This window comes from Micromonospora sp. NPDC005299 (assembly GCF_042872345.1).
Taxonomy (GTDB): domain Bacteria; phylum Actinomycetota; class Actinomycetes; order Mycobacteriales; family Micromonosporaceae; genus Micromonospora.
The window spans coordinates 426,788-444,571 of the sequence record NZ_JBIAKG010000005.1 but is presented as its reverse complement, the minus strand read 5'-3'; the positions used below and the strand labels follow the sequence as shown (position 1 = coordinate 444,571).

The 17,784-nt window shown below is 73.7% G+C and carries 23 protein-coding genes; 14 read left to right on the top strand and 9 right to left on the bottom strand.

Annotation, left to right across the window (positions count from 1 at the left end):
• Nucleotides 1-154 precede the first annotated feature (154 nt).
• Nucleotides 155-1,573: an OFA family MFS transporter gene (locus ACFYPD_RS17950; protein WP_387114195.1), complete on the top strand. Its 1,419-nt coding sequence runs from the start codon at nucleotides 155-157 to the stop codon at nucleotides 1,571-1,573.
• Nucleotides 1,570-1,695: a hypothetical protein gene (locus ACFYPD_RS17945; protein ID WP_387114192.1), complete on the top strand. Its 126-nt coding sequence runs from the start codon at nucleotides 1,570-1,572 to the stop codon at nucleotides 1,693-1,695. Before ACFYPD_RS17950 ends, ACFYPD_RS17945 begins: the two co-directional genes overlap by 4 nt.
• A 49-nt stretch (nucleotides 1,696-1,744) precedes the next feature.
• Here the strand turns inward: ACFYPD_RS17945 and ACFYPD_RS17940 are convergent, their stop codons facing one another.
• Nucleotides 1,745-2,473, bottom strand: coding sequence for an SDR family oxidoreductase (locus ACFYPD_RS17940; RefSeq protein WP_387114189.1), 729 nt, complete (start codon nucleotides 2,471-2,473; stop codon nucleotides 1,745-1,747).
• A 78-nt stretch (nucleotides 2,474-2,551) separates the two neighbouring features.
• Here ACFYPD_RS17940 and ACFYPD_RS17935 point away from each other — a divergent pair, with 78 nt between their 5' ends.
• The 3 genes from ACFYPD_RS17935 (at nucleotide 2,552) to ACFYPD_RS17925 (ending at nucleotide 5,224) form a co-directional block, all read left to right on the top strand.
• Entirely contained in the window at nucleotides 2,552-3,394 is an 843-nt protein-coding gene (locus tag ACFYPD_RS17935) for a patatin-like phospholipase family protein (protein ID WP_387114186.1), read from the top strand.
• A gap of 67 nt (nucleotides 3,395-3,461) precedes the next feature.
• Entirely contained in the window at nucleotides 3,462-4,142 is a 681-nt protein-coding gene (locus ACFYPD_RS17930) for a hypothetical protein (protein ID WP_387114183.1), read from the top strand.
• A 191-nt stretch (nucleotides 4,143-4,333) separates the two neighbouring features.
• Nucleotides 4,334-5,224, top strand: a complete 891-nt coding sequence (locus ACFYPD_RS17925; RefSeq protein ID WP_387114180.1) for a GNAT family N-acetyltransferase — start codon at nucleotides 4,334-4,336, stop codon at nucleotides 5,222-5,224.
• A 65-nt stretch (nucleotides 5,225-5,289) separates the two neighbouring features.
• Here the strand turns inward: ACFYPD_RS17925 and cydB are convergent, their stop codons facing one another.
• On the bottom strand, nucleotides 5,290-6,288 hold the full coding sequence (cydB, locus tag ACFYPD_RS17920; RefSeq protein WP_387114177.1) for a cytochrome d ubiquinol oxidase subunit II: 999 nt from the start codon (nucleotides 6,286-6,288) through the stop codon (nucleotides 5,290-5,292).
• A 14-nt stretch (nucleotides 6,289-6,302) separates the two neighbouring features.
• Nucleotides 6,303-7,715 carry a cytochrome ubiquinol oxidase subunit I gene (locus ACFYPD_RS17915; protein ID WP_387114174.1) on the bottom strand — a complete coding sequence of 471 codons (1,413 nt, stop codon included), beginning with the start codon at nucleotides 7,713-7,715 and terminating at the stop codon, nucleotides 6,303-6,305.
• A 212-nt stretch (nucleotides 7,716-7,927) separates the two neighbouring features.
• Here ACFYPD_RS17915 and ACFYPD_RS17910 point away from each other — a divergent pair, with 212 nt between their 5' ends.
• The 4 genes from ACFYPD_RS17910 to ACFYPD_RS17895 all read left to right on the top strand — a co-directional run bounded on the left by ACFYPD_RS17910 (nucleotide 7,928) and on the right by ACFYPD_RS17895 (nucleotide 10,712).
• The gene (locus tag ACFYPD_RS17910; RefSeq protein WP_387114171.1) at nucleotides 7,928-8,341 is read left to right on the top strand and encodes a VOC family protein; all 414 of its coding nucleotides are present in this window, start codon (nucleotides 7,928-7,930) and stop codon (nucleotides 8,339-8,341) included.
• Between the two features lie 116 nt (nucleotides 8,342-8,457).
• Complete coding sequence (locus ACFYPD_RS17905) at nucleotides 8,458-9,234, top strand: lysophospholipid acyltransferase family protein (RefSeq protein ID WP_387114168.1); 777 nt, start codon at nucleotides 8,458-8,460, stop codon at nucleotides 9,232-9,234.
• Complete coding sequence (locus ACFYPD_RS17900) at nucleotides 9,231-9,809, top strand: hypothetical protein (protein WP_387114165.1); 579 nt, start codon at nucleotides 9,231-9,233, stop codon at nucleotides 9,807-9,809. Before ACFYPD_RS17905 ends, ACFYPD_RS17900 begins: the two co-directional genes overlap by 4 nt.
• Before the next feature lie 60 nt (nucleotides 9,810-9,869).
• Entirely contained in the window at nucleotides 9,870-10,712 is an 843-nt protein-coding gene (locus ACFYPD_RS17895; RefSeq protein ID WP_387114162.1) for an SDR family NAD(P)-dependent oxidoreductase, read from the top strand.
• Nucleotides 10,713-10,715: 3 nt separating this feature from the next.
• Here ACFYPD_RS17895 and ACFYPD_RS17890 read toward each other — a convergent pair whose 3' ends face one another.
• Entirely contained in the window at nucleotides 10,716-11,087 is a 372-nt protein-coding gene (locus ACFYPD_RS17890; protein ID WP_387114159.1) for a DUF4180 domain-containing protein, read from the bottom strand.
• Nucleotides 11,080-11,532 (bottom strand): helix-turn-helix domain-containing protein, encoded by a 453-nt coding sequence (locus ACFYPD_RS17885; RefSeq protein WP_387114156.1) that lies wholly within the window; start codon nucleotides 11,530-11,532, stop codon nucleotides 11,080-11,082. Before ACFYPD_RS17885 ends, ACFYPD_RS17890 begins: the two co-directional genes overlap by 8 nt.
• Before the next feature lie 99 nt (nucleotides 11,533-11,631).
• Here ACFYPD_RS17885 and ACFYPD_RS17880 point away from each other — a divergent pair, with 99 nt between their 5' ends.
• The 3 genes from ACFYPD_RS17880 (at nucleotide 11,632) to ACFYPD_RS17870 (ending at nucleotide 14,588) form a co-directional block, all read left to right on the top strand.
• Nucleotides 11,632-12,399, top strand: a complete 768-nt coding sequence (locus tag ACFYPD_RS17880; RefSeq protein ID WP_387114153.1) for a glycerophosphodiester phosphodiesterase family protein — start codon at nucleotides 11,632-11,634, stop codon at nucleotides 12,397-12,399.
• 16 nt (nucleotides 12,400-12,415) lie between these two features.
• A complete protein-coding gene (locus ACFYPD_RS17875; protein WP_387114150.1) occupies nucleotides 12,416-13,807 on the top strand; it encodes an MFS transporter in 1,392 nt (463 codons plus the stop codon).
• 61 nt (nucleotides 13,808-13,868) lie between these two features.
• Nucleotides 13,869-14,588 carry a thymidine kinase gene (locus ACFYPD_RS17870; protein ID WP_387114147.1) on the top strand — a complete coding sequence of 240 codons (720 nt, stop codon included), beginning with the start codon at nucleotides 13,869-13,871 and terminating at the stop codon, nucleotides 14,586-14,588.
• Nucleotides 14,589-14,604: 16 nt separating this feature from the next.
• On the opposite strand, the gene ACFYPD_RS17865 is transcribed toward ACFYPD_RS17870, so the two are convergent.
• Nucleotides 14,605-15,066 carry a hypothetical protein gene (locus ACFYPD_RS17865; RefSeq protein ID WP_387114145.1) on the bottom strand — a complete coding sequence of 154 codons (462 nt, stop codon included), beginning with the start codon at nucleotides 15,064-15,066 and terminating at the stop codon, nucleotides 14,605-14,607.
• Nucleotides 15,067-15,198: 132 nt separating this feature from the next.
• Between ACFYPD_RS17865 and ACFYPD_RS17860 the strand changes: the two genes are divergently transcribed.
• The gene (locus tag ACFYPD_RS17860) at nucleotides 15,199-15,570 is read left to right on the top strand and encodes a VOC family protein (RefSeq protein ID WP_387114143.1); all 372 of its coding nucleotides are present in this window, start codon (nucleotides 15,199-15,201) and stop codon (nucleotides 15,568-15,570) included.
• A 48-nt stretch (nucleotides 15,571-15,618) separates the two neighbouring features.
• On the opposite strand, the gene ACFYPD_RS17855 is transcribed toward ACFYPD_RS17860, so the two are convergent.
• A complete protein-coding gene (locus ACFYPD_RS17855) occupies nucleotides 15,619-16,446 on the bottom strand; it encodes an SDR family oxidoreductase (protein ID WP_387114142.1) in 828 nt (275 codons plus the stop codon).
• Between the two features lie 90 nt (nucleotides 16,447-16,536).
• Here ACFYPD_RS17855 and ACFYPD_RS17850 point away from each other — a divergent pair, with 90 nt between their 5' ends.
• Nucleotides 16,537-16,938 carry a winged helix-turn-helix transcriptional regulator gene (locus ACFYPD_RS17850; protein ID WP_387114140.1) on the top strand — a complete coding sequence of 134 codons (402 nt, stop codon included), beginning with the start codon at nucleotides 16,537-16,539 and terminating at the stop codon, nucleotides 16,936-16,938.
• 4 nt (nucleotides 16,939-16,942) lie between these two features.
• Here the strand turns inward: ACFYPD_RS17850 and ACFYPD_RS17845 are convergent, their stop codons facing one another.
• Together ACFYPD_RS17845 and ACFYPD_RS17840 are read right to left on the bottom strand one after the other, a co-directional pair.
• Nucleotides 16,943-17,212 carry a hypothetical protein gene (locus ACFYPD_RS17845; protein WP_387114138.1) on the bottom strand — a complete coding sequence of 90 codons (270 nt, stop codon included), beginning with the start codon at nucleotides 17,210-17,212 and terminating at the stop codon, nucleotides 16,943-16,945.
• A complete protein-coding gene (locus ACFYPD_RS17840) occupies nucleotides 17,197-17,784 on the bottom strand; it encodes an LLM class flavin-dependent oxidoreductase (protein ID WP_387114136.1) in 588 nt (195 codons plus the stop codon). The genes ACFYPD_RS17845 and ACFYPD_RS17840 overlap by 16 nt, the downstream gene beginning before the upstream one ends.

Below are 17,784 nucleotides of genomic sequence, written 5' to 3'. Positions count from 1 at the left end.
GTGACGGCGGAGCGACGGCCGGTGCGGGGCCTGCAGCAGGGGTGACCGCTCGGCTCAGGGTTTCGACCGCCCGGCGCGTGACGGGTTTCGCCGCGGCACGTGCCGGGGGCATGAACGGGTGAGTTTCTCGCCATTCTCCCGAGAGGAAGCACCCATGCTTTCCGCACTCGATCGTCGGCACACCGTCGCGCCGCCGGGCTACAGCCGCTGGCTGATACCGCCCGCGGCGTTGGCGATCCATCTCTGCATCGGGCAGGTGTACGCGACCAGCGTGTACAAGAACTCCCTGATCGCGCACTTCGACACGGGTCAGACGGCGATCGGGGTGATCTTCAGCATCGCGATCGTGATGCTGGGGTTGTCGGCCGCGGTGGCGGGCACGTGGGTGGAGGCGAACGGTCCGCGCAAGGCGATGTTCGTGTCGGCGTGCTTCTGGGCGGCCGGGTTCCTGGTCGGCGCGCTGGGCATCGCGACGAAGCAGTTGTGGCTGCTGTATCTGGGGTACGGGGTGCTGGGCGGGATCGGGTTGGGGATCGGGTACATCTCCCCCGTCTCCACGTTGATCAAGTGGTTCCCGGACCGGCCGGGCCTGGCGACCGGGCTGGCGATCATGGGGTTCGGTGGTGGGGCGATGGTGGCCTCTCCCCTGTCCCGGCAGCTGCTGTCGTTCTACGACCCGGGGTACGACCCGGCGAACGCCGGCTCGACGGCGTCGGGCAGCGCCCTGGTGTGGCTGTTCCTGACGCTGGGCGTCGGCTACTTCGTGATCATGATGTTCGGGGTGTTCAACGTGCGGGTGCCGGCGGCGGACTGGCGGCCGGCCGGGTTCGACCCGGCGCGGGTGGCGGCGAAACCGCTGGTGACCACGGCGAACGTGTCGGCGGCGAACGCGGTGAAGACCCGGTCGTTCTGGCTGCTGTGGGTGGTGCTGTTCTGCAACGTGACGGCGGGCATCGGCATCCTGGAGCAGGCCAGCCCGATGATCCAGGACTTCTTCCGGGACAACGGGACGTCGGCGGTGTCGGTGGCGGCAGCCGGCGGGTTCGTGGGCCTGCTGTCGCTGTTCAACATGGCCGGCCGGTTCGTCTGGTCGTCGACGTCGGACGTGATCGGCCGCAAGCCGATCTACCTGCTGTACCTCGGCGTGGGCATGGTGCTGTACGTGCTGCTGGCCCTGTTCGGGCAGGCGGCGACGGCGCTGTTCGTGCTGTTCGCGTGCGTGATCCTGTCGTTCTACGGCGGCGGGTTCGCCACGGTGCCGGCGTACCTGCGGGATCTGTTCGGCACGTTCGAGGTGGGCGCGATCCACGGCCGGTTGCTGACGGCGTGGTCGGCGGCCGGGGTGGCCGGTCCGCTGATCGTGAACGCGTTCCTGGACGCGCAGGGCAAGCCGGGCACGTTGACGGCGGCGGCGTACCGGCCGGCGCTGTTCACCATGGTCGGGGTGCTGGCGGTCGGTTTCGTGGCGAACCTGCTGATCCGGCCGGTTCCGGAGCGGTTCCACGAGCCGGCCTCGGGTCGGGACGGTGTCGAGGGTGCGCAGCCGGTGACGGCGGAGAGGAGCGGGTCGTGAACGAGCAGACCGGTGGCGGGCAGCGGGTCCGCCTGGTGGTGTCGTGGCTGGTGGTGTCGGCGCTGCTGGGGTACGGGGTGGTGCAGACGGTGATCACGGCGGCGAAGCTGTTCACCCACTAGCCGAGGCGGCGGCGGCCCGGGGGCGACTCTCCCCCGGGCCGCCGCGGTGTCAGAGGCCGCCGGCGACGCGCAGGACGGCGCCGGTGGTGTAGGAGGCGTCGGGGCCGAGGAGGAACGCGACGGCGCCGGCGACCTCGTCGGGTTCGCCCGCGCGGCCCAGCGGGACGCGGCCGGCCGCGGTGTCGGGGCGGTCGGGTGCGCCGGACAGCGCGTGGATGTCGGTGCGGATGATGCCGGGGGCGACGGCGTTGACCCGGATGCCCCGCGGGGCGAGTTCCTTGGCGAGCCCGACGGTGAGGGTGTCGGTGGCGGCCTTGACGGCGGCGTAGTGGATGTATTCGCCGGGGCTGCCGAGGGTGGCGGCGGCGGACGAGACGTTGACGATGGCGCCGCCGCGGGTCATCCGGCGGGCGGCCTGCTGGGCGCAGAGGACGTACCCGACGAGGTTGATGTCGACGACCTGGCGCAGGTCGTCGACGCGCAGGTCGGTGAAGGGCCCGATCGGGCTGGTGATGCCGGCGTTGTTGACCAGCCCGGTGAGCGGGCCCAGCGTCGCGGCGGCGTCGAAGAGGTGGTGGACCTGGTCGGGGTCGGCGGTGTCGGCGGGGACGGCCACGCCGCGGCGGCCGGCGGCGTGCACGTCGGCGAGGACGGCGTCGGCGGCGGCGTGGTCGCTGCGGTAGCCGATGACGACGTCGTGGCCGGCGGCGGCGAGGCGGCGGGCGGTGGCCGCGCCGATGCCGCGCCCCCCACCGGTGACGATGGTGACGGACGTCAATGTGCTCTCCCCTGCCCTTGCGGTGGAGGTGACGTTACCGTGAGCGGCGCGGGACCCGGGTGGAGAGGACGGTCACACATGACGCGGGCGTTGGTGCTGGGTGGCGGCGGGGTGACCGGGGTGGCCTGGGAGTTGGGGCTGCTGGCCGGGCTGGCGGCGCGGGGACTGGACCTGACCGTGGCGGAGCTGGTGGTGGGCACCTCGGCCGGCTCGGTGGTGGGCGCGCAGGTGTGCTCGGGCACGCCGGTCGAGGAGCTGTACGCGGCGCAGCTGCGCCCGGCCCGGGGTGAGGTGCCGGCCCGGCTGGGGGTCGGGGTGCTGGCCCGCTGGGCGTGGGCGGGCGCCCGCGGTCGCGACGCGGCGCAGGCGCGGGCCCGGGTCGGTGCGATGGCCCTGGCGGCGCGTACCCCGTCGGAGGAGTCGCGGCGGGCGGTCATCGTGGCGCGGTTGCCGGTGCGGGATTGGCCGGCGCGGCGGCTGCTGGTGACCGCCGTGGACGCGGCCTCCGGCGAGTTCGTGGTCTTCGACGCCGGCGCGCAGGTGGCGCTGGTGGACGCGGTGGGGGCCAGCTGCGCGGTGCCGGGGGTGTGGCCGCCGGTGACCATCGGCGGCCGGCGGTACGTCGACGGTGGGGTGCGCTCGGCGGTGAACGCGGACCTGGCGACCGGCGCGCGGGCGGTGGTGGTGCTGGCGCCGACGCGGGCCGGGTTCGGGCCGATGCCGCGGCTGTCGGCGCAGGTGGCGCAGTTGCGGTCGGCGGGCGCGGGGGTGGTGGTGGTGTCGCCGGACCGGGCGGCGCGGGCGGCGATCGGGCGTAACGTGCTGGACCCGGCGCGGCGGGCGGCGTCGGCGCGGGCCGGGTTCGCGCAGGCGGCCGCGGTGGCCGAGGAGGTGGCGGCCGTCTGGGTGACCGGGGGTTGATCTTCCGGCTGTCGGTGCCGGCTGGTATCAAGGCAGGCATCAGACACGTGTACGGAAGAGGGCTGTGATGGCGGGCCAGGGTTTGTCCACTGACGAGGTACAGGGCATCCGGGAGGCGCTGGCGGCCGGCCGCAAGCCCAGGGTGGTGTTCACGGCGGCGGCCGGGCAGATGGCGGGCCAGCTCGGGCAGGTGGTGGAGCTGACCGACCCGGAGGTGTCCGAGGAGTTCGTGGTGGTGCGGTTCGGCCGCGACGAGCTGCCCTTCTCCCCCGCCGACGTGGCGATCGCGCCGAAGGGGGCCGGGCGGCGGCCGGCGGAGCCGAAGCCGGAGCCCCCGGTCGAGGCGGCGCCGGCGGAGCCGGAGTTCGTGTTGGACGCGCCGCCGGTGCCGGCGCCGCGGCGGGAGGAGCCGAGGGTGGAGCAGCAGGCGGAGCCGAAGCCGGCGCGGCGGGCGGTGAAGGCGGTCAAGCCGAAGGGCCCGGCCGGGTTGACGGTGACGCTGGCCTACGCCGAGGGCGAGTGGACGGTCGCGGCGCAGCAGGGCGCGAAGGCCCTCGCCAAGCCGTACGTGGTGAAGCCGGCCGAGGCGCTGCGGATGGTGGCGCTGGTCGACGTGCCCGGCGTGCAGGAGGCGGTGGAGCAGATCCTGGCCGCCGAGCGGGCCGAGGCCGAGCAGCAGGCGGAGAAGCTGCGCGCCGAGCTGGCCGAGATCGAGGCCCGGCTGGCGGAGCTGCGCGAGGCCCGCTGAACCCGCCCGCGCCCCGGCCGGAAAACACCTCGGCCGGGGCGCGGGCCGTCTGGTACGGTTCCGCCGCGTCCTCGAACGAGGCCGGAGGGAGGTGAGCGCCATGGCACGCACGACTGTCACGCGCTCCCACCCGGCCGTGAGGACGTCGGGTTCCTGAACCGGGGAGCGCACCGCTTCCTGGAAGGACCTTCATGACCGATCTGGTCATCCGCCCGCTCGTCGCGGGCGAGGAACATCTCTTCGACTCCCTGCCCGACCCGGGGCTGGTCGGGCGCGCCGTGCTCGGCGAGACGTACGCCGGCGGCGGCTTCCGCCCCGAGTGGACCTGGGTAGCCCTGCGCAACGGGGTGGTGGTCGCCCGTGCCGCCTGGTGGGCCGGGCCGGACGACCCGGCGCCGCTGGCGTTGGACTGGTTCGACTTCACCGACGCGGCCGCGGCGGTCGAGTTGCTGCGCACGGCGCCGTTGCGCGCCGAGTACGAGATCCTGCTCCCCCACGGCTGGCGCCAGGATCCCGCGGTCCGCGCCCAGGCGCAGGCCCGCATCGACGCCGCGACGGCGGCCGGCATGCGGGTACTGGTCGAGCGGTACCGCTACCACTGGACGCCCGAATGCGGCCTGCCGGCCCGGCCGGGGCGGCTGGAGTTCCGGCCCGAGCCGGACGACGCGGTGATCCTGGACGTGCTGTGCCGCATCGGTGAGGGCAGCCTGGACGCCCACTTCCGGGCCGCGGCGGCCGCCCACGGCCCGGTCGCGGCGGCGCAGGAGGACCTGGACCTGCTGCGGTGGATGCCGAGCCCCCGGGACTGGTGGCGGATGGCGTTCACCCCCGGCGGGGAGCCGGTCGGGCTGCTCGTGCCGACCCGCAACCAGACCCACCACATCGTGGGGTTCGTCGGCGTGCTGCCTGCCCAGCGCGGTCACGGCTACGCCTACGACCTGCTGGTCGAGGGCACCCACCTGCTGGTCGAGGCGGGCGCCGACTCGGTCGTGGCCGCCACCGACCAGGGCAACGCGCCGATGGCGGCCACCTTCGCCCGGGCCGGCTACCCGATCGAGTGGGAGCGGATCGACCTGGTCTGAAACGCCCCGCGGGGCCGGTGCGACCCCCTCGCACCGGCCCCGCGTCACCCTCGCCCGCAGCCTCGTCAGTGTTGCGGGATGTTCTGTACCCCGATCCGCTTGCGGAACACCCAGTAGGTCCAGCCCTGGTAGGCCAGCACGATCGGGGTGAACACCACCGCCACCCAGGTCATGATCTTCAGGGTGTAGGGGGTGGAGGCGGCGTTGGTGGCGGTGAGCGTGCCGGCGGCGTCGAGGGTGGACGGCAGCACGTTCGGGAACAGCGCGGCGAACAGGGTCGCCACGGCCAGGGCGATGGCCACGGCGGTGCCGGTGAACGCCCAGCCCTCCCGGCGTACCCGGGCGGCGGCGAGACCGGCGAGCAGGGCGAGGGCGGCGCCCACGGCGAGCATGACGGCGGCCCCGCTGGAGCGGATGGTCAGCGTCCAGGCCAGGAAGGCCACCGCCACCACGGCGGTGCCGGCGCCGAGCCGGACGGCCAGCGCGCCGGCCCGCGCCCGGATGTCGCCGGCGGTCTTCAGGGCGAGGAACACCGCGCCGTGGGTGAGGAACAGGCCCAGGGTGGTCACCCCGCCGAGCAGGGCGTACGGGTGGAGCAGGTCGAGCAGGCCGCCGGCGTACTCGTGGTCGGCGCTCAGCGGCACGCCGCGCAGGATGTTGGCGAAGGCGACGCCCCACAGGATCGCCGGCAGCAGCGAGCCGACGAAGATGGCGGTGTCCCAGCGGCGTTTCCAGGCCGCCTCGGGGCGCTTGTGCCGGTACTCGAAGGCCACCCCGCGGGCGATGAGGGCGAGCAGGATCAGCAGCAGCGGCAGGTAGAAGCCGGAGAAAAGGGTGGCGTACCACTCGGGGAAGGCGGCGAACATGGCGCCGCCGGCGGTGATCAGCCAGACCTCGTTGCCGTCCCAGACCGGGCCGATGGTGTTGATCAGGACGCGGCGTTCCCGGTCGTCGCGGCCGAGCACCGGCAGCAGCATGCCGACGCCGAAGTCGAAGCCTTCGAGGACGAAGTAGCCGGTGAACAGCACGGCGACGAGGAGAAACCAGACGGTCGTCAGTTCCACGGTGGGCTCCGGGGTCAGTAGGCGAACGCCAGCGGGCGCTCGGCGTCGTCGGTGTCGTCCGCGGCGGGCTGCGCGGTGACGTCGGGCACGCCGGCCCTGGCGTAGCCGACCAGCAGCTTGAACTCGATCACCGCGAGGGTGGCGTAGATCAGGGTGAAGGCGGTGAACGAGGTGAGCACCTCGGTCAGCGAGACGCTGCGGGACACGCCGTTGCGGGTGAGCATCTCGCCGAAGACGATCCACGGCTGGCGGCCCATCTCGGTGAAGATCCAGCCGAAGGAGTTGGCCAGCAGCGGCAGCGCCGGCATGACCAGGCCGGCGCGTAGCAGCCACCGGCTGGTCGGGGTGCGGCCCTTGCGGTGGGTCCAGAGGACGATCAGGGCGATCGCGGCGGCGGCCATCCCGAGCGCGATCATGAAGCGGAAGCTCCAGTAGGTGACCGGGATGATCGGGGTGTAGCTGCCGGCGCCGTACTGGGTGGCGTACTGGGCCTGCAGGTCGTTGATGCCGTGCACGGTGCCGTTCGGGTCACCGGTGCCGAGGTAGGACAGCAGGTACGGGATCTTGAGGGCGAAGATCTCCCGGCTGCCGTCGAGGCTGCCCACGGTGAGCACGGAGAACGAGGCGGGGCTCTCGGTGGTGTAGAGGCCCTCGGCGGCGGCCATCTTCATCGGCTGCACCTGCGTCATGATCTTGCCCTGGATGTCGCCGGTGAACAGCACCAGCGCCGAGGAGGCCAGCACCACCCAGGAGCCGAACTTGGTGGCGAAGCGGTAGGCGTCGGTGTCGGCGCCGCCGCGGTCGCGGATGACGTGCCACAGCCCGACGGCCACGATCAGGGACCCGGCGACCAGGAACGCCCCGGCCAGGGTGTGCGGGAACGTGACCAGGGCGACCTTGTTGGTGAGCACGGCGACGAAATCGGTCAGCTCGGCCCGGCCGGTGTCCGGGTTGATCCGGTAGCCGACGGGGTTCTGCATGAACGAGTTCGCGGCGAGGATGAAGTAGGCGGACAGGTTGGTGCCGATCGCCGCGGCCCAGATGGCGGCCAGGTGCAGTCGCTTGGGCAGCCGGTCCCAGCCGAAGATCCACAGGCCGATGAAGGTGGACTCCAGGAAGAACGCCACCAGGGCCTCGATCGCCAGGGGCGCGCCGAAGATGTCCCCGACGAAGCGCGAGTAGTCCGACCAGTTCATGCCGAACTGGAACTCCTGCACGATGCCGGTGACCACGCCCATCGCGAAGTTGATCAAGAAGAGCTTGCCGTAGAACTTGGTGAGCTTGAGGTACCGCTCGTTGCCGGTGCGGTGCCACAGGGTCTGCAGGATGGCCACCAGCACGGACAGGCCGATGGTCAAGGGCACGAAGAGAAAGTGGTAGACGGTGGTGACACCGAACTGCCAGCGGGCGACGTCCAACGCGTCCACCTGAAACCCCCAGCTGTGCATACTACGAGACGTAGTAAATACTACTCGGCGTCGTAGAGGGACGGGCAGGGCCACAGGGCCCGATCCGGGCCGGGACCAATGACCCTGATCACCCTCGGAACCGGTCAGGATTCAAGAAGCGCCGGCCCGCAGCCGCTCCGTAGCGTGACTGACGTGCACCTGATCAGCAGGCACGGAGAAGGAGACAACGCATGAAAGCCCACGTCAGCTCGATCCTCCTCGGCGTACGGGACATGGAGCGGTCCAAGCGGTTCTACACCGACGGTCTCGGCTGGAAGATCGCGCAGGACTACGGCGTCTCGGTGTTCTTCGCACCGGACGGCGGCTCGCCCGTCGGCTTCTACGGCCGCGACGGCCTGGCCGAGCAGGTGGGCGCCAGCCCGGAGGGCGGCGGCTTCAGCGGGCTGGTCCTCACCTACGTGGTCCGCAGCGAGGGGCGGATCGACGAGGTCATGGCGGAGGCCGAGAAGGCCGGCGCCACGATCCTCAAGCCCGCCGGCCCCCTGCCGTGGGGCGGATACGGCGGGTCCTTCGCGGACCCGGACGGCTACATCTGGAGCCTCGGCTACAGCGCGCAGGGAGAGAACCAGCCCTACGCCGAGTAGCCGCCGACGACGGACTCGGGTCGGTGCCCTCCGCCCTGGCGGAGGGCACCGGCAGCAGCGCCGCACCCGGGATCGGTTCCCCCGCTCACCCCGGCGCGTGCGACCATCCAGCACTGATGGACACCCCGATCACCCACTGGCGGGCGCCCCTGCTCTGGCGCGCCGCGCAACTGGCCGCCCGCGGCCTCGTCGGCCTGGCCGGCCGCCTCGAGGTCAGCGGCGACGTGCCGGACGACCTGCGCCACGGACCGCTGATCCTGGCCGCCAACCACATCAGCCCCTTCGACCCCGTGGTCCTCACCGCGGCCTGCCAGGTCCGCGGCATCCACCCGCGGATCATGGCCACCGGCGGGCTGTTCCGCGCCCCGGTGATCGGGCCGCTGATGCGCCGCGCCGGGCACATCCGCGTCGACCGCGGCACCGGCTCGGTGCACCACTCGCTGGAGACCGCCGCCGGCGCGGTGGCCGGCGGCTCCGTGGTGCTGGTCTACCCGGAGGGGCGCATCGGCCTGGACCCCGGCATGTGGCCCGAGCGGGGCAAGACCGGCGCCGCCCGGCTCGCCTTCGCCAGCGGCGCTCCCGTCGTCCCGGTCGCCCAGTGGGGCTCGCACGAGGTGCTGCCCTACCGGGTGCCGAAGGGCATGCTGCGCGGGCTGGCCCGGGCAGTGCTGCGGCGGCCGGTCATCCGGGTGCGTTTCGGCGCCCCGGTGCTGCTGCGCGACCTGCACCCCGGCACCCCGGGGGCGGCCCGGCGGGCCACCGACCGGATCATCGACGCGATCACCGACGACCTCGCGCCGCTGCGCCCCGACGAGCCGGACCGGCCCCGCCACGTCGACCCGGGACGGCCGCTCGACACCAGCCGGTCGCACCGCCGCCGGCTGGCGGGATGACCGTGCCGCGCCGCCTCGCCCTGGTGGCCCTGGTGCTGCTCGTCGCCGCCGGGCTCGGGTACGCCGGGCTGCGGGTCGCGTACCACCGGGCCAAGGACCAGCGGGACCTCGTCAGCCTGACCGGGCTGTCGCCGTGGCCGCGGGAGCAGCTGCTGATCCCCGACGGGTCGGCCCGTCCCGGCAACGTCGCCTGGCTGGACCGGGGCGGCCTGGAGGTGGCCCACGACCTGGACGCCGGTGACGGTCGGACGGTGCCGGTGGTCTGGGGGCTGCGCGTCCCGCAGCCCGGAACCGGACTGCCCGAGGGGGTCGACTGCGGCTCGTCCCGGCTGCGCACCTGCACCGACCTGGGCGACGGCGAGCTGCTGATCGTCACCCACCGGACCGACAACAGCAGCCCCTCCACCGCCCTCTACCGGACCGACGGCGCCCGGGTGCGGGCGGTCGAGGTGCAGGGGCCGGACCCGGTCGGGGTCGACACGCTGCGCGCCGCCCTGGACCGGGTGCACCGGCCCACCGACGCCGAACTGCTGGAGCTGCTGCGCCACGAGGGCTACCGGACCGACTGGAGCTGATGCCGCCGATTCGCCGCCCCGCCCGCCCGGACGGTGAGACCGTGGCGGCAGGAGGCACCCGTGAGCGCACCCACCGTGCTGATCACCGGCACGTCCACCGGCATCGGCCTGGAGACCGCCGTGGGCGCGGCCCGCGCCGGCTGGCGCACCGTCGCCACCCTGCGCGACCCCGCCCGCGCCGACCGGCTGCGCGCCGCCGCCGAGGCCGCCGGGGTCGGCGACCTGCTGGAGGTACGCCCGCTCGACGTCGTCGACCAGGCCGCGGCGGCCGCCTGCGTGGCCGACGTGGTCGCCCGCCACGGCCGGCTCGACGCGGTGATCAACAACGCCGGCGCCGGGCACGTGGGCACCCTCGAACAGGAGACCGTCGACGACGTCCGCGCCGTCCTGGAGGTCAACTTCTTCGGCGTCCTGCACGTCACCCGGGCCGCCCTGCCGCACCTGCGCGCCACCCGGGGACGGCTGATCACCGTGACCAGCGTCGGCGGGGTGGTCGGGCAGCCGTTCAACGAGGCGTACTGCGCGGCGAAGTTCGCCGTCGAGGGCTTCATGGAGAGCCTCGCCCCGGTCGCCGCCACCGTCGGGGTCAGCGTCACCGTGGTCGAGCCGGGCGCCGTGGCCAGTGAGTTCGTCGCCAACGTCGGCCTCGACCCCGACGCCGCGGTCGCCGCCGCCGGGGTGTACGGGCCGGCGCTGCGCGCGTACCTGGATCGCAGCGCCGCCTCGTTCGCCGCCGCCCAGTCGCCCGCGGACGCCGCCGCGGCGGTGGTGGCGACGCTGATCGACCCGGAGCCCGCACCCCGGGTGCAGACCTCCCCCGCCGCCCGGCAGTTCGTCGGCGTCAAGCTGACCGACCCCGACGGGCTCGGGGTGACCGCGCTGACCGCCGGCTGGGTGCGCTGAGGCTCAGCCGGCGGCGCCCAGCCGGGCGTCCAGCGCGGCCAGGTCGGGCACGAACCAGACGTGGTCGTGGCGGTTGGACTCGGCCACCAGGGCCCGCAGCGCGCCGCTGGCCGCCAGGTGCGCGGAGATGTCGCCCACGACGACCAGCCGCACCCGGTAGTTGACGAACTTCTGCATGATGTCCCCGGCGAACCGGGTGCCCAGGGAGAAGAAGCTCGGGTCGAGCCGGTCGGCGGGCACCGCGACCACCTGGGCGCCGCCGAAGGCCGCGCCGCCGATCAGGTCGAGGGCGGCGTCGGTGGTGGCCACGGGCGGGCCGGCCGGGTCGCAGACCAGCACCGGCACCCCGGCCCGTTCCTCCAGCAGGTCAGGCATCGCCGGTCTCCTTCCGGGTGAGCAGGTCGTTGTCGCCGGCCAGCACGGCGTCGACCAGGTGAAGGAGGTCGGCGGTGGCGGCGGCGTCGCCCAGGATCACGATCTTCATGCGGTGGCGTTCCTCGTCGTGGACGGTCTGCACGCGCAGCGGGCGCGCGGGGTCGTGGTGGGTGTTGACGCCGGCCAGCACCAGCGTGGCCAGGCGGTCGGCCGCGGCCCGGTCGACGCCGTCGACCTGCACGATGCTGGACACCTCCAGGGCGGGCGGTCCGGGCGCCGGTGCGGGCCGGCCGGTCAGCGCGTCCAGGTCGGCGCGGGTGATCCGGTACTGCTTGCCGATCCGCACGGCGCGCAGCCGACCGTCGCGGATGTAGCCGCGCACGGTGCGCACGTGCAGCCCGAGCAGCTCCGCCACCTGCTCCACCGAGTACATGTCATTACCCATCGCGCCCTATGCTAGCCGTATCAGGGAATGATAGGGAAGTTCGTTGCGGCGATGCCGGCCGGTCACCCGGACGCCACCCGCGCCCGCCATACTTCCGGCGTGCAGCCCCGTCACGGCTACCTCGACGCCCCCGCGCCACTGGCCTTCGCCCACCGCGGCGGCGCGGCCGAGGGCGACGAGAACACCGCCGCCGCGTTCGCCCGCGCCATCGCCCTGGGCTACCGCTACGTGGAGACCGACGTGCACGCCACCGCCGACGGCGTCGCGGTGATCTTCCACGACGCCAGCCTGCGCCGGGTCACCGGCGAACCGGGCCGCATCGCCGACCTGCGCTGGGCCGACCTGGCCTCGGTACGCGTCGGCGGCGCCGCCGTGGTGCCCCGCCTCGACGAGGTCCTCGGCGCCTGGCCAGAGGTCCGGTTCAACGTCGACGTCAAGGCCGACGGCGGTGTCGTGCCGACCGTCGACACGGTGGCCCGCACCGGGGCCGGCGACCGGGTGCTGCTCGCCTCGTTCAGCGACGCCCGGCTGGCCCGGCTGCGCGCCCTGGCCGGGTCGAAGGTCGCCACCAGCCTCGGCATGCGCGGGGTGGCCCGGCTGCGGATGGCCTCCCTGCACGGGCGGCCGATGCGGCTGCCCCCGTCGGTGGTCGCCGCCCAGGTCCCGGTCCGGTACGGGCGGCTGCCCGTGGTCGACCGGCGGTTCCTCGACTACTGCCACCGGCTCGGGTTGCAGGTGCACGTCTGGACGATCGACGAACCCGCCGACATGCACGACTTACTTGATCTTGGTGTGGATGGCATCATGACCGATCACGTCGGCGTGCTGCGCGACGTCTACCGCAGCCGCGGCCACTGGGCCGCCTGAACCTCCGAGGACCCCGATGGCCGATACGGTCGCCCCCGCCGTCGCCGAACCCGCCCGCCCGGGCAGCACCCGCCGTGAACGCACCGGCTGGTACTTCTACGACTGGGCGAACTCCGCCTTCCAGACCACGGTGATCACGGTCTTCCTCGGCCCGTTCCTCACCACGGTCACCGAGCTGGCCGCCGGCTGCGAGCTGGGCGCCGACAGCTGCGACGGGGCCGTGCACCCGCTGGGCATCCGGGTCGCGGCGGGCTCCTACTACCCGTACCTCATCTCGCTGTCGGTGTTCCTCACCGTGTTCGTGCTGCCGGTGGTCGGGGCGATCGCCGACCGGTCCGCGCACAAGAAGCGGCTGCTCGCCCTCGCCGCGTTCACCGGCGCGGGCGCGACCATCGGGTTCGCCTTCGTCACCGGCGACCGCTACCTGCTCGGCGGGGCGCTGTTCCTGATCGCCAACATCTCCTTCGGCGCCGCCGTGGTGGTCTACAACTCGTTCCTGCCGCAGCTCGGCGGCCCCGACGAGCGGGACGGCATCTCCAGCCGCGGCTGGGCCATCGGCTACCTCGGCGGTGGACTGCTGCTCGCGTTGAACCTGGTCGCGGTCACCCTGCTCAGCGAGGAGGGCAACCCGCAGCGCACCCTCGACCTGGCCCGCTGGTCGATCGTGTCGGCCGGCATCTGGTGGGCGGCGTTCACCCTGCTGCCGCTGCGCTGGCTGCGGGAGCGGCCCACCGCCGCGGCGCTGCACGGCGGCGGCAACGTGCTCACCGATGGGTTCCGGCAGCTCGGCCACACCCTGCGGGAGATCAAGACGTACCCGCTGACGCTGTTCTTCCTGCTGGCCTTCCTGGTCTTCAACGACGGCATCCAGACCGTCATCACCCTGGCCAGCCAGTACGGCACCGAGGAACTGAAGCTGGAGCAGAGCACCCTGATCGTGACGATCCTGCTGGTGCAGTTCCTGGCCTTCGGCGGCGCGCTCGCCCTCGGCGCGCTGGCCCGGCGCATCGGCGCCTGGAAGACCGTGCTGCTGTCCCTGGTGCTCTGGACCGGGGTGATCATCGCCGCGTTCCGGCTGCCCGCCGAGGCGCCGGTGCCGTTCATGATCCTCGGCGGGTGCATCGGCCTCGTGCTCGGCGGCAGCCAGGCGCTGAGCCGGTCGCTGTTCAGCCAGCTCATCCCCGCCGGCAAGGAGGGCGAGTACTACGGCTTCTACGAGATCAGCGACAAGGGCACCAGCTGGCTCGGGCCGCTCGCCTTCGGCCTGGTGTTCCAGCTCACCTCCTCCTACCGGGTAGGCCTGGTCTCCCTGCTGATCTTCTTCGTGGTCGGGTTCGCGCTGCTGGCCGCCGTGCCGATCCGCCGGGCCATCGTCGCCGCCGGCAACACCCCGCCCCGGGTGCTGTGAGGCTCGCACGCGGTCCGCGCGGGCAAGATCCTTCCGGGTCGATGGGCTAGGCTGCCCCGACGTGACCGACGACGCCGCTGCCGCCCCGATCTGCCTGGCCCTCCCGCTTCCGGGCCCCGGCGACGACCGTACCGGCGGCTGCGCCGCCGCCCGCGCCGTGAACGGCCGGCCGCTGCACGCCGCCGCGCTGAAGTTCTTCTGGGGGCCGATGGACTGCGGCAAGTCCACGATGGCCCTGCAGATGAACTACAACCACGCCCGGCAGGGCCGGCGCGGCCTGGTGACCACCCGCATCGACCGCTCGCTCGGCCCGCAGGTCACCACCCGCATCGGGCTGGCCCACTCCGCCGTCGAGGTGACCGACCAGCTGGACCTGCGCGACCTGGTTCGCGACGCCTGGGCCGAGGGGGTACGCGTCGACTACCTCATCTGCGACGAGGCCTCCTTCTACGACCTGGCCCACATCGAGCAGATGGCCGACCTGGTCGACAACTTCGACGTCGACGTGTACGCCTTCGGCCTGGCCACCGACTTCCGCTCCTGCCTGTTCCCCGCCGCGCAGCGGCTGTTCGAACTCGCCGACGAGGTGGCCCGCATCCAGGTCGAGGTGCTCTGCTGGTGCGGCCGCGAAGGGCGGCTCAACGCCCGGGTCGTCGAGGGGCGGGTGGTGCGCGAGGGCGAGCAGGTCGTCATCGGCGACACCGTGGACAGCGCGGACGTGCGCTATCAGGTGCTGTGCCGACGCCACTACCGCTCCGGCGACCTCGGCCCGCGCGCCTGAGGCTGGTCCGCCGGGGTCAGAACGGGTCCCCGCAGACCCGCCACTTCCCGTTCTCCTGCACGATCGGCAGTTCCCGCTCCTCGCTGCCGCCGCCGTCGCGGGTCAGCCGCACCGTCACCGTGCCGCGCGGCCGGCCGCCCCGGGTCTGCACCGCCACGTCGACGATCTCGTAGCCGCTGACCTGCGGCGGGGTGCGCACCCAACTGCCGAAGCCGACCTGGCTCCATTTCCCGCGCGCCTCCCGGCACAGCTTGTCGTACGCCTGGTCGGTCTCCCCGGCGGCGACCTGGCGGAAGAACGTGTCGGCGGTGTCCCGGACCGGGCCGTTGGCCTGGAGCACCACCTGCACGTTCCAGACGCCCAGCCCGGCCACCCCGACCAGGCAGGTGCCCAGCCCGAGGCCGGCGATGAGCACACCGCCGCGCACCGGCCGGCGGCGGCGCCGGGCCGGCCGGCTCTCCGCCCGTTCCCTGCCCATCACCACCGACGGTAAAGACTGGCGGGCCGGTCCGCAGGAAGTTGTGGCCGCCCGGGGCGGATCACCGCTCGGCGATGATCCGCCGGATGAACCTGACAGCAGGTGGCAGGTACCTTCGGCAGACTGCCGGGCATGACAGCGCACGCCGACCTCGCGATGGTCAACCTCGACAGCTCCGACCCGGCCGCCCACGCCGCGTTCTACTCCCGCGCCCTGGGCTGGGAGGTCACCCACAGCCAGGCCGAATACGCCATGATCAGCAAGGACGGGACCTCGATCGGCTTCGGCCTGGTGCCCGGATACGCGCCGCCGGCCTGGCCGGACGAGACCGGCGGCAAGCGCTACCACCTCGACCTCTACGTCGACGACGTGACCGTGGCCGAGAAGGACCTCGTGGCGGCCGGCGCGACGCGGCCGGAGTTCCAGCCGGGCGGCGAGCGGTGGACCGTGCTGCTCGACCCGATCGGCCAGCCGTTCTGCCTCTGCCCCCGGCCGCAGGGCTGACCACCGCCGCCGGCCCTCCGGGGGTTGCCCGGCGGGCCGGCGGACCGGTCAGCGGAAGTCGGCGACGTGCCGCGCCGCCCACTCGGCGAAGCCGCGCGGCGCACGGCCGAGCAGGCGCGCGATGTCCGGGCTGACCCGCTGCTCGGCCGGCGACGGCGTGCCCAGGATGCTCAGGGTCGCCGCCACCACCGGCTCCGGCATGAACGCCAGCAGCTGCTCGCGCGCCTGCTGCGGGGTCTGCTCGACGAACCGGACCGGCTCGCCGAGCGCCGCCGCGAGCGCCGCCGCCCGCTCCCGCGGCGAGACCGCCACCGGCCCGGTCAGCTCGTACGTGCCGCCGGCGTGGCGCCCGTCGCGCAGCGCGAGCGCCGCCACCTCGGCGATGTCGGCCGGGTCGACGCTCGGCAGCGCCACGTCGCCGAACGGCGCGTGCACCACCCGCCCGGCGCGTACCCCGGGCGCCCAGGCGAGGGCGTTGGAGTGGAAGCCGCCCGGTCGCAGCACCGTCCACTCCAGCCCGGACGCGTGGACCGCCTCCTCCTGACCCGGCGGATGGCGCTTCGTCGCCACGCCCTGCGAGGACAGCAGGACCACCCGGCGTACGCCGGCCTGCCGCGCGGTGTCGAGGATGGCGCCCGGGCCCGCGCCGCCGGTCAGCTGCTCGCCGGTGAGCAGCAGGAACAACGCCTCGGCGCCGTCGAACGCCGCCTTCAGCCCGGTCGGGTCGGCCAGATCGGCGCGGACCGCCCGGACCCCGGACGGCAGGTCCGTCGCCGAGACCCGCCGGGACACGGCCGTCACCGGCTCACCCGCTGCGGCCAGCGCCCGCACCAACGGCCGTCCGACGTTCCCCGTCGCTCCGGTAACCACGATCATGATGTGCCCCTCTCGATGTGCGATGTGGAGCACGCTAATCTCCTGCGTATAGTAGGTACCTAGAGGAAAGTAACGGCGTCGGGAGGGAATGTGAGCAGCACCACCTGGCAGCCCCGGACGGGCGGTGACCCCGAGCAGGCCTGCCCGATCGCCCCGGTGGTCGACCTCGTGTTCAGCCGCTGGACCACGCCGATCCTCTGGGCCCTGCACGAGTACGGCCGGCAGCGCTTCGTCGAGCTGGAACGCCGTCTGGTCACCATCACCCCGAAGGTGCTCACCCAGCGGCTGCGGCAGCTCGAACGCGACGGCCTGGTGCAGCGCACCTACCACGCCGAGGTTCCGCCCCGGGTGGAATACGAGATCACCGAGCTGGGACGCAGCCTGGCCCCGCTCTTCGCCCACCTGGCGCAGTGGTCGGCCGGCCACCTCGACCGGGTCGAGCAGGCCCGCCAGGACTACGACGTCCGCCAGCGGCCGCCGCGCGGGCGCTGACCGGTCACCGCAGCGGGCCCCGGGCGACCGCCGCGCGCATCTCGGCCGGGTCTCCGGCCGGTACGTACTCCAGCCACCAGGTCGCGCCGGCCGCCGCCAGCTCGGCCAGGTAGGCGCGCTCGGCCCGCTCGTCGGGTCGCCGCCGCCGGCCACCGATAGCCACGTCGAACCGCTGCCCGTCGGCGCGGACCGCCGGCAGCGCGGCGACCAGGTCGCGCACCTCGTCGGGAGTGAAGTCGGACCAGCCGGCCGTGTCGGTCAGCTTGTAGGGCACGATGCCGTCGGGGCGGCCCTCCGCAGCACGGCCCCGGCCTGCGCGCTGCCACCGACCCAGACGGGCACCCGGGGCGACTGCACCGGCGCGGGCCGCAGGGCCACCGCCTCGGCCCGGTAGTGGGTGCCGCGGTGCGTGACCCGCTCGCCGCCGAGCAGCCCCACCAGCAGGTCGAGGCCCTCGTCGAGCATCGCGGCGCGGGTCTTCACGTCGGTCGGCTCGCCGAACGCGGCGAGCCCCCGGTCCGCCGGGTCACCGACACCCACCGCGACCCCGGCCCGGCCGCCGGAGAGGTGGTCGAGGGTGAGCACCTCGCGGGCCAGCTTGGCCGGGCGGCGCCGGGGCAGCGCGGTCACCGTGGTGCCCAGCCGGACCCGGTCGGTGCGGCCGGCCACCGCCGCCAGCACCAGCCAGGGATCCCAGGTCGGCGGGTCGTCCCCGGCGTGGTGGATGAGGTAGTCCTCCAGGAACACGCCGTCCCAGCCGGCCCGCTCGGCCAGCTCGCCGAGCGCGACCAGGTCGGACACCGTCACCGACGCGCCCCCGCAGGAGATCTCCAGCCCGTGCCGCAT

Bases quoted from the DNA above. Each gene is read 5' to 3' on its own strand.
- ACFYPD_RS17930 (WP_387114183.1), top strand. From the start codon at position 3,462: ATGGCGGGCCAGGGTTTGTCCACTGACGAGGTACAGGGCATCCGGGAG.
- ACFYPD_RS17840 (WP_387114136.1), bottom strand. From the start codon at position 17,784: ATGCGGCACGGGCTGGAGATCTCCTGCGGGGGCGCGTCGGTGACGGTG.
- ACFYPD_RS17905 (WP_387114168.1), top strand. From the start codon at position 8,458: ATGGACACCCCGATCACCCACTGGCGGGCGCCCCTGCTCTGGCGCGCC.
- ACFYPD_RS17890 (WP_387114159.1), bottom strand. From the start codon at position 11,087: ATGCCTGACCTGCTGGAGGAACGGGCCGGGGTGCCGGTGCTGGTCTGC.
- ACFYPD_RS17925 (WP_387114180.1), top strand. From the start codon at position 4,334: ATGACCGATCTGGTCATCCGCCCGCTCGTCGCGGGCGAGGAACATCTC.
- ACFYPD_RS17855 (WP_387114142.1), bottom strand. From the start codon at position 16,446: ATGATCGTGGTTACCGGAGCGACGGGGAACGTCGGACGGCCGTTGGTG.
- ACFYPD_RS17935 (WP_387114186.1), top strand. From the start codon at position 2,552: ATGACGCGGGCGTTGGTGCTGGGTGGCGGCGGGGTGACCGGGGTGGCC.
- ACFYPD_RS17875 (WP_387114150.1), top strand. From the start codon at position 12,416: ATGGCCGATACGGTCGCCCCCGCCGTCGCCGAACCCGCCCGCCCGGGC.
- ACFYPD_RS17860 (WP_387114143.1), top strand. From the start codon at position 15,199: ATGACAGCGCACGCCGACCTCGCGATGGTCAACCTCGACAGCTCCGAC.
- ACFYPD_RS17910 (WP_387114171.1), top strand. From the start codon at position 7,928: ATGAAAGCCCACGTCAGCTCGATCCTCCTCGGCGTACGGGACATGGAG.
- ACFYPD_RS17900 (WP_387114165.1), top strand. From the start codon at position 9,231: ATGACCGTGCCGCGCCGCCTCGCCCTGGTGGCCCTGGTGCTGCTCGTC.
- ACFYPD_RS17885 (WP_387114156.1), bottom strand. From the start codon at position 11,532: ATGGGTAATGACATGTACTCGGTGGAGCAGGTGGCGGAGCTGCTCGGG.
- ACFYPD_RS17950 (WP_387114195.1), top strand. From the start codon at position 155: ATGCTTTCCGCACTCGATCGTCGGCACACCGTCGCGCCGCCGGGCTAC.
- ACFYPD_RS17865 (WP_387114145.1), bottom strand. From the start codon at position 15,066: ATGGGCAGGGAACGGGCGGAGAGCCGGCCGGCCCGGCGCCGCCGCCGG.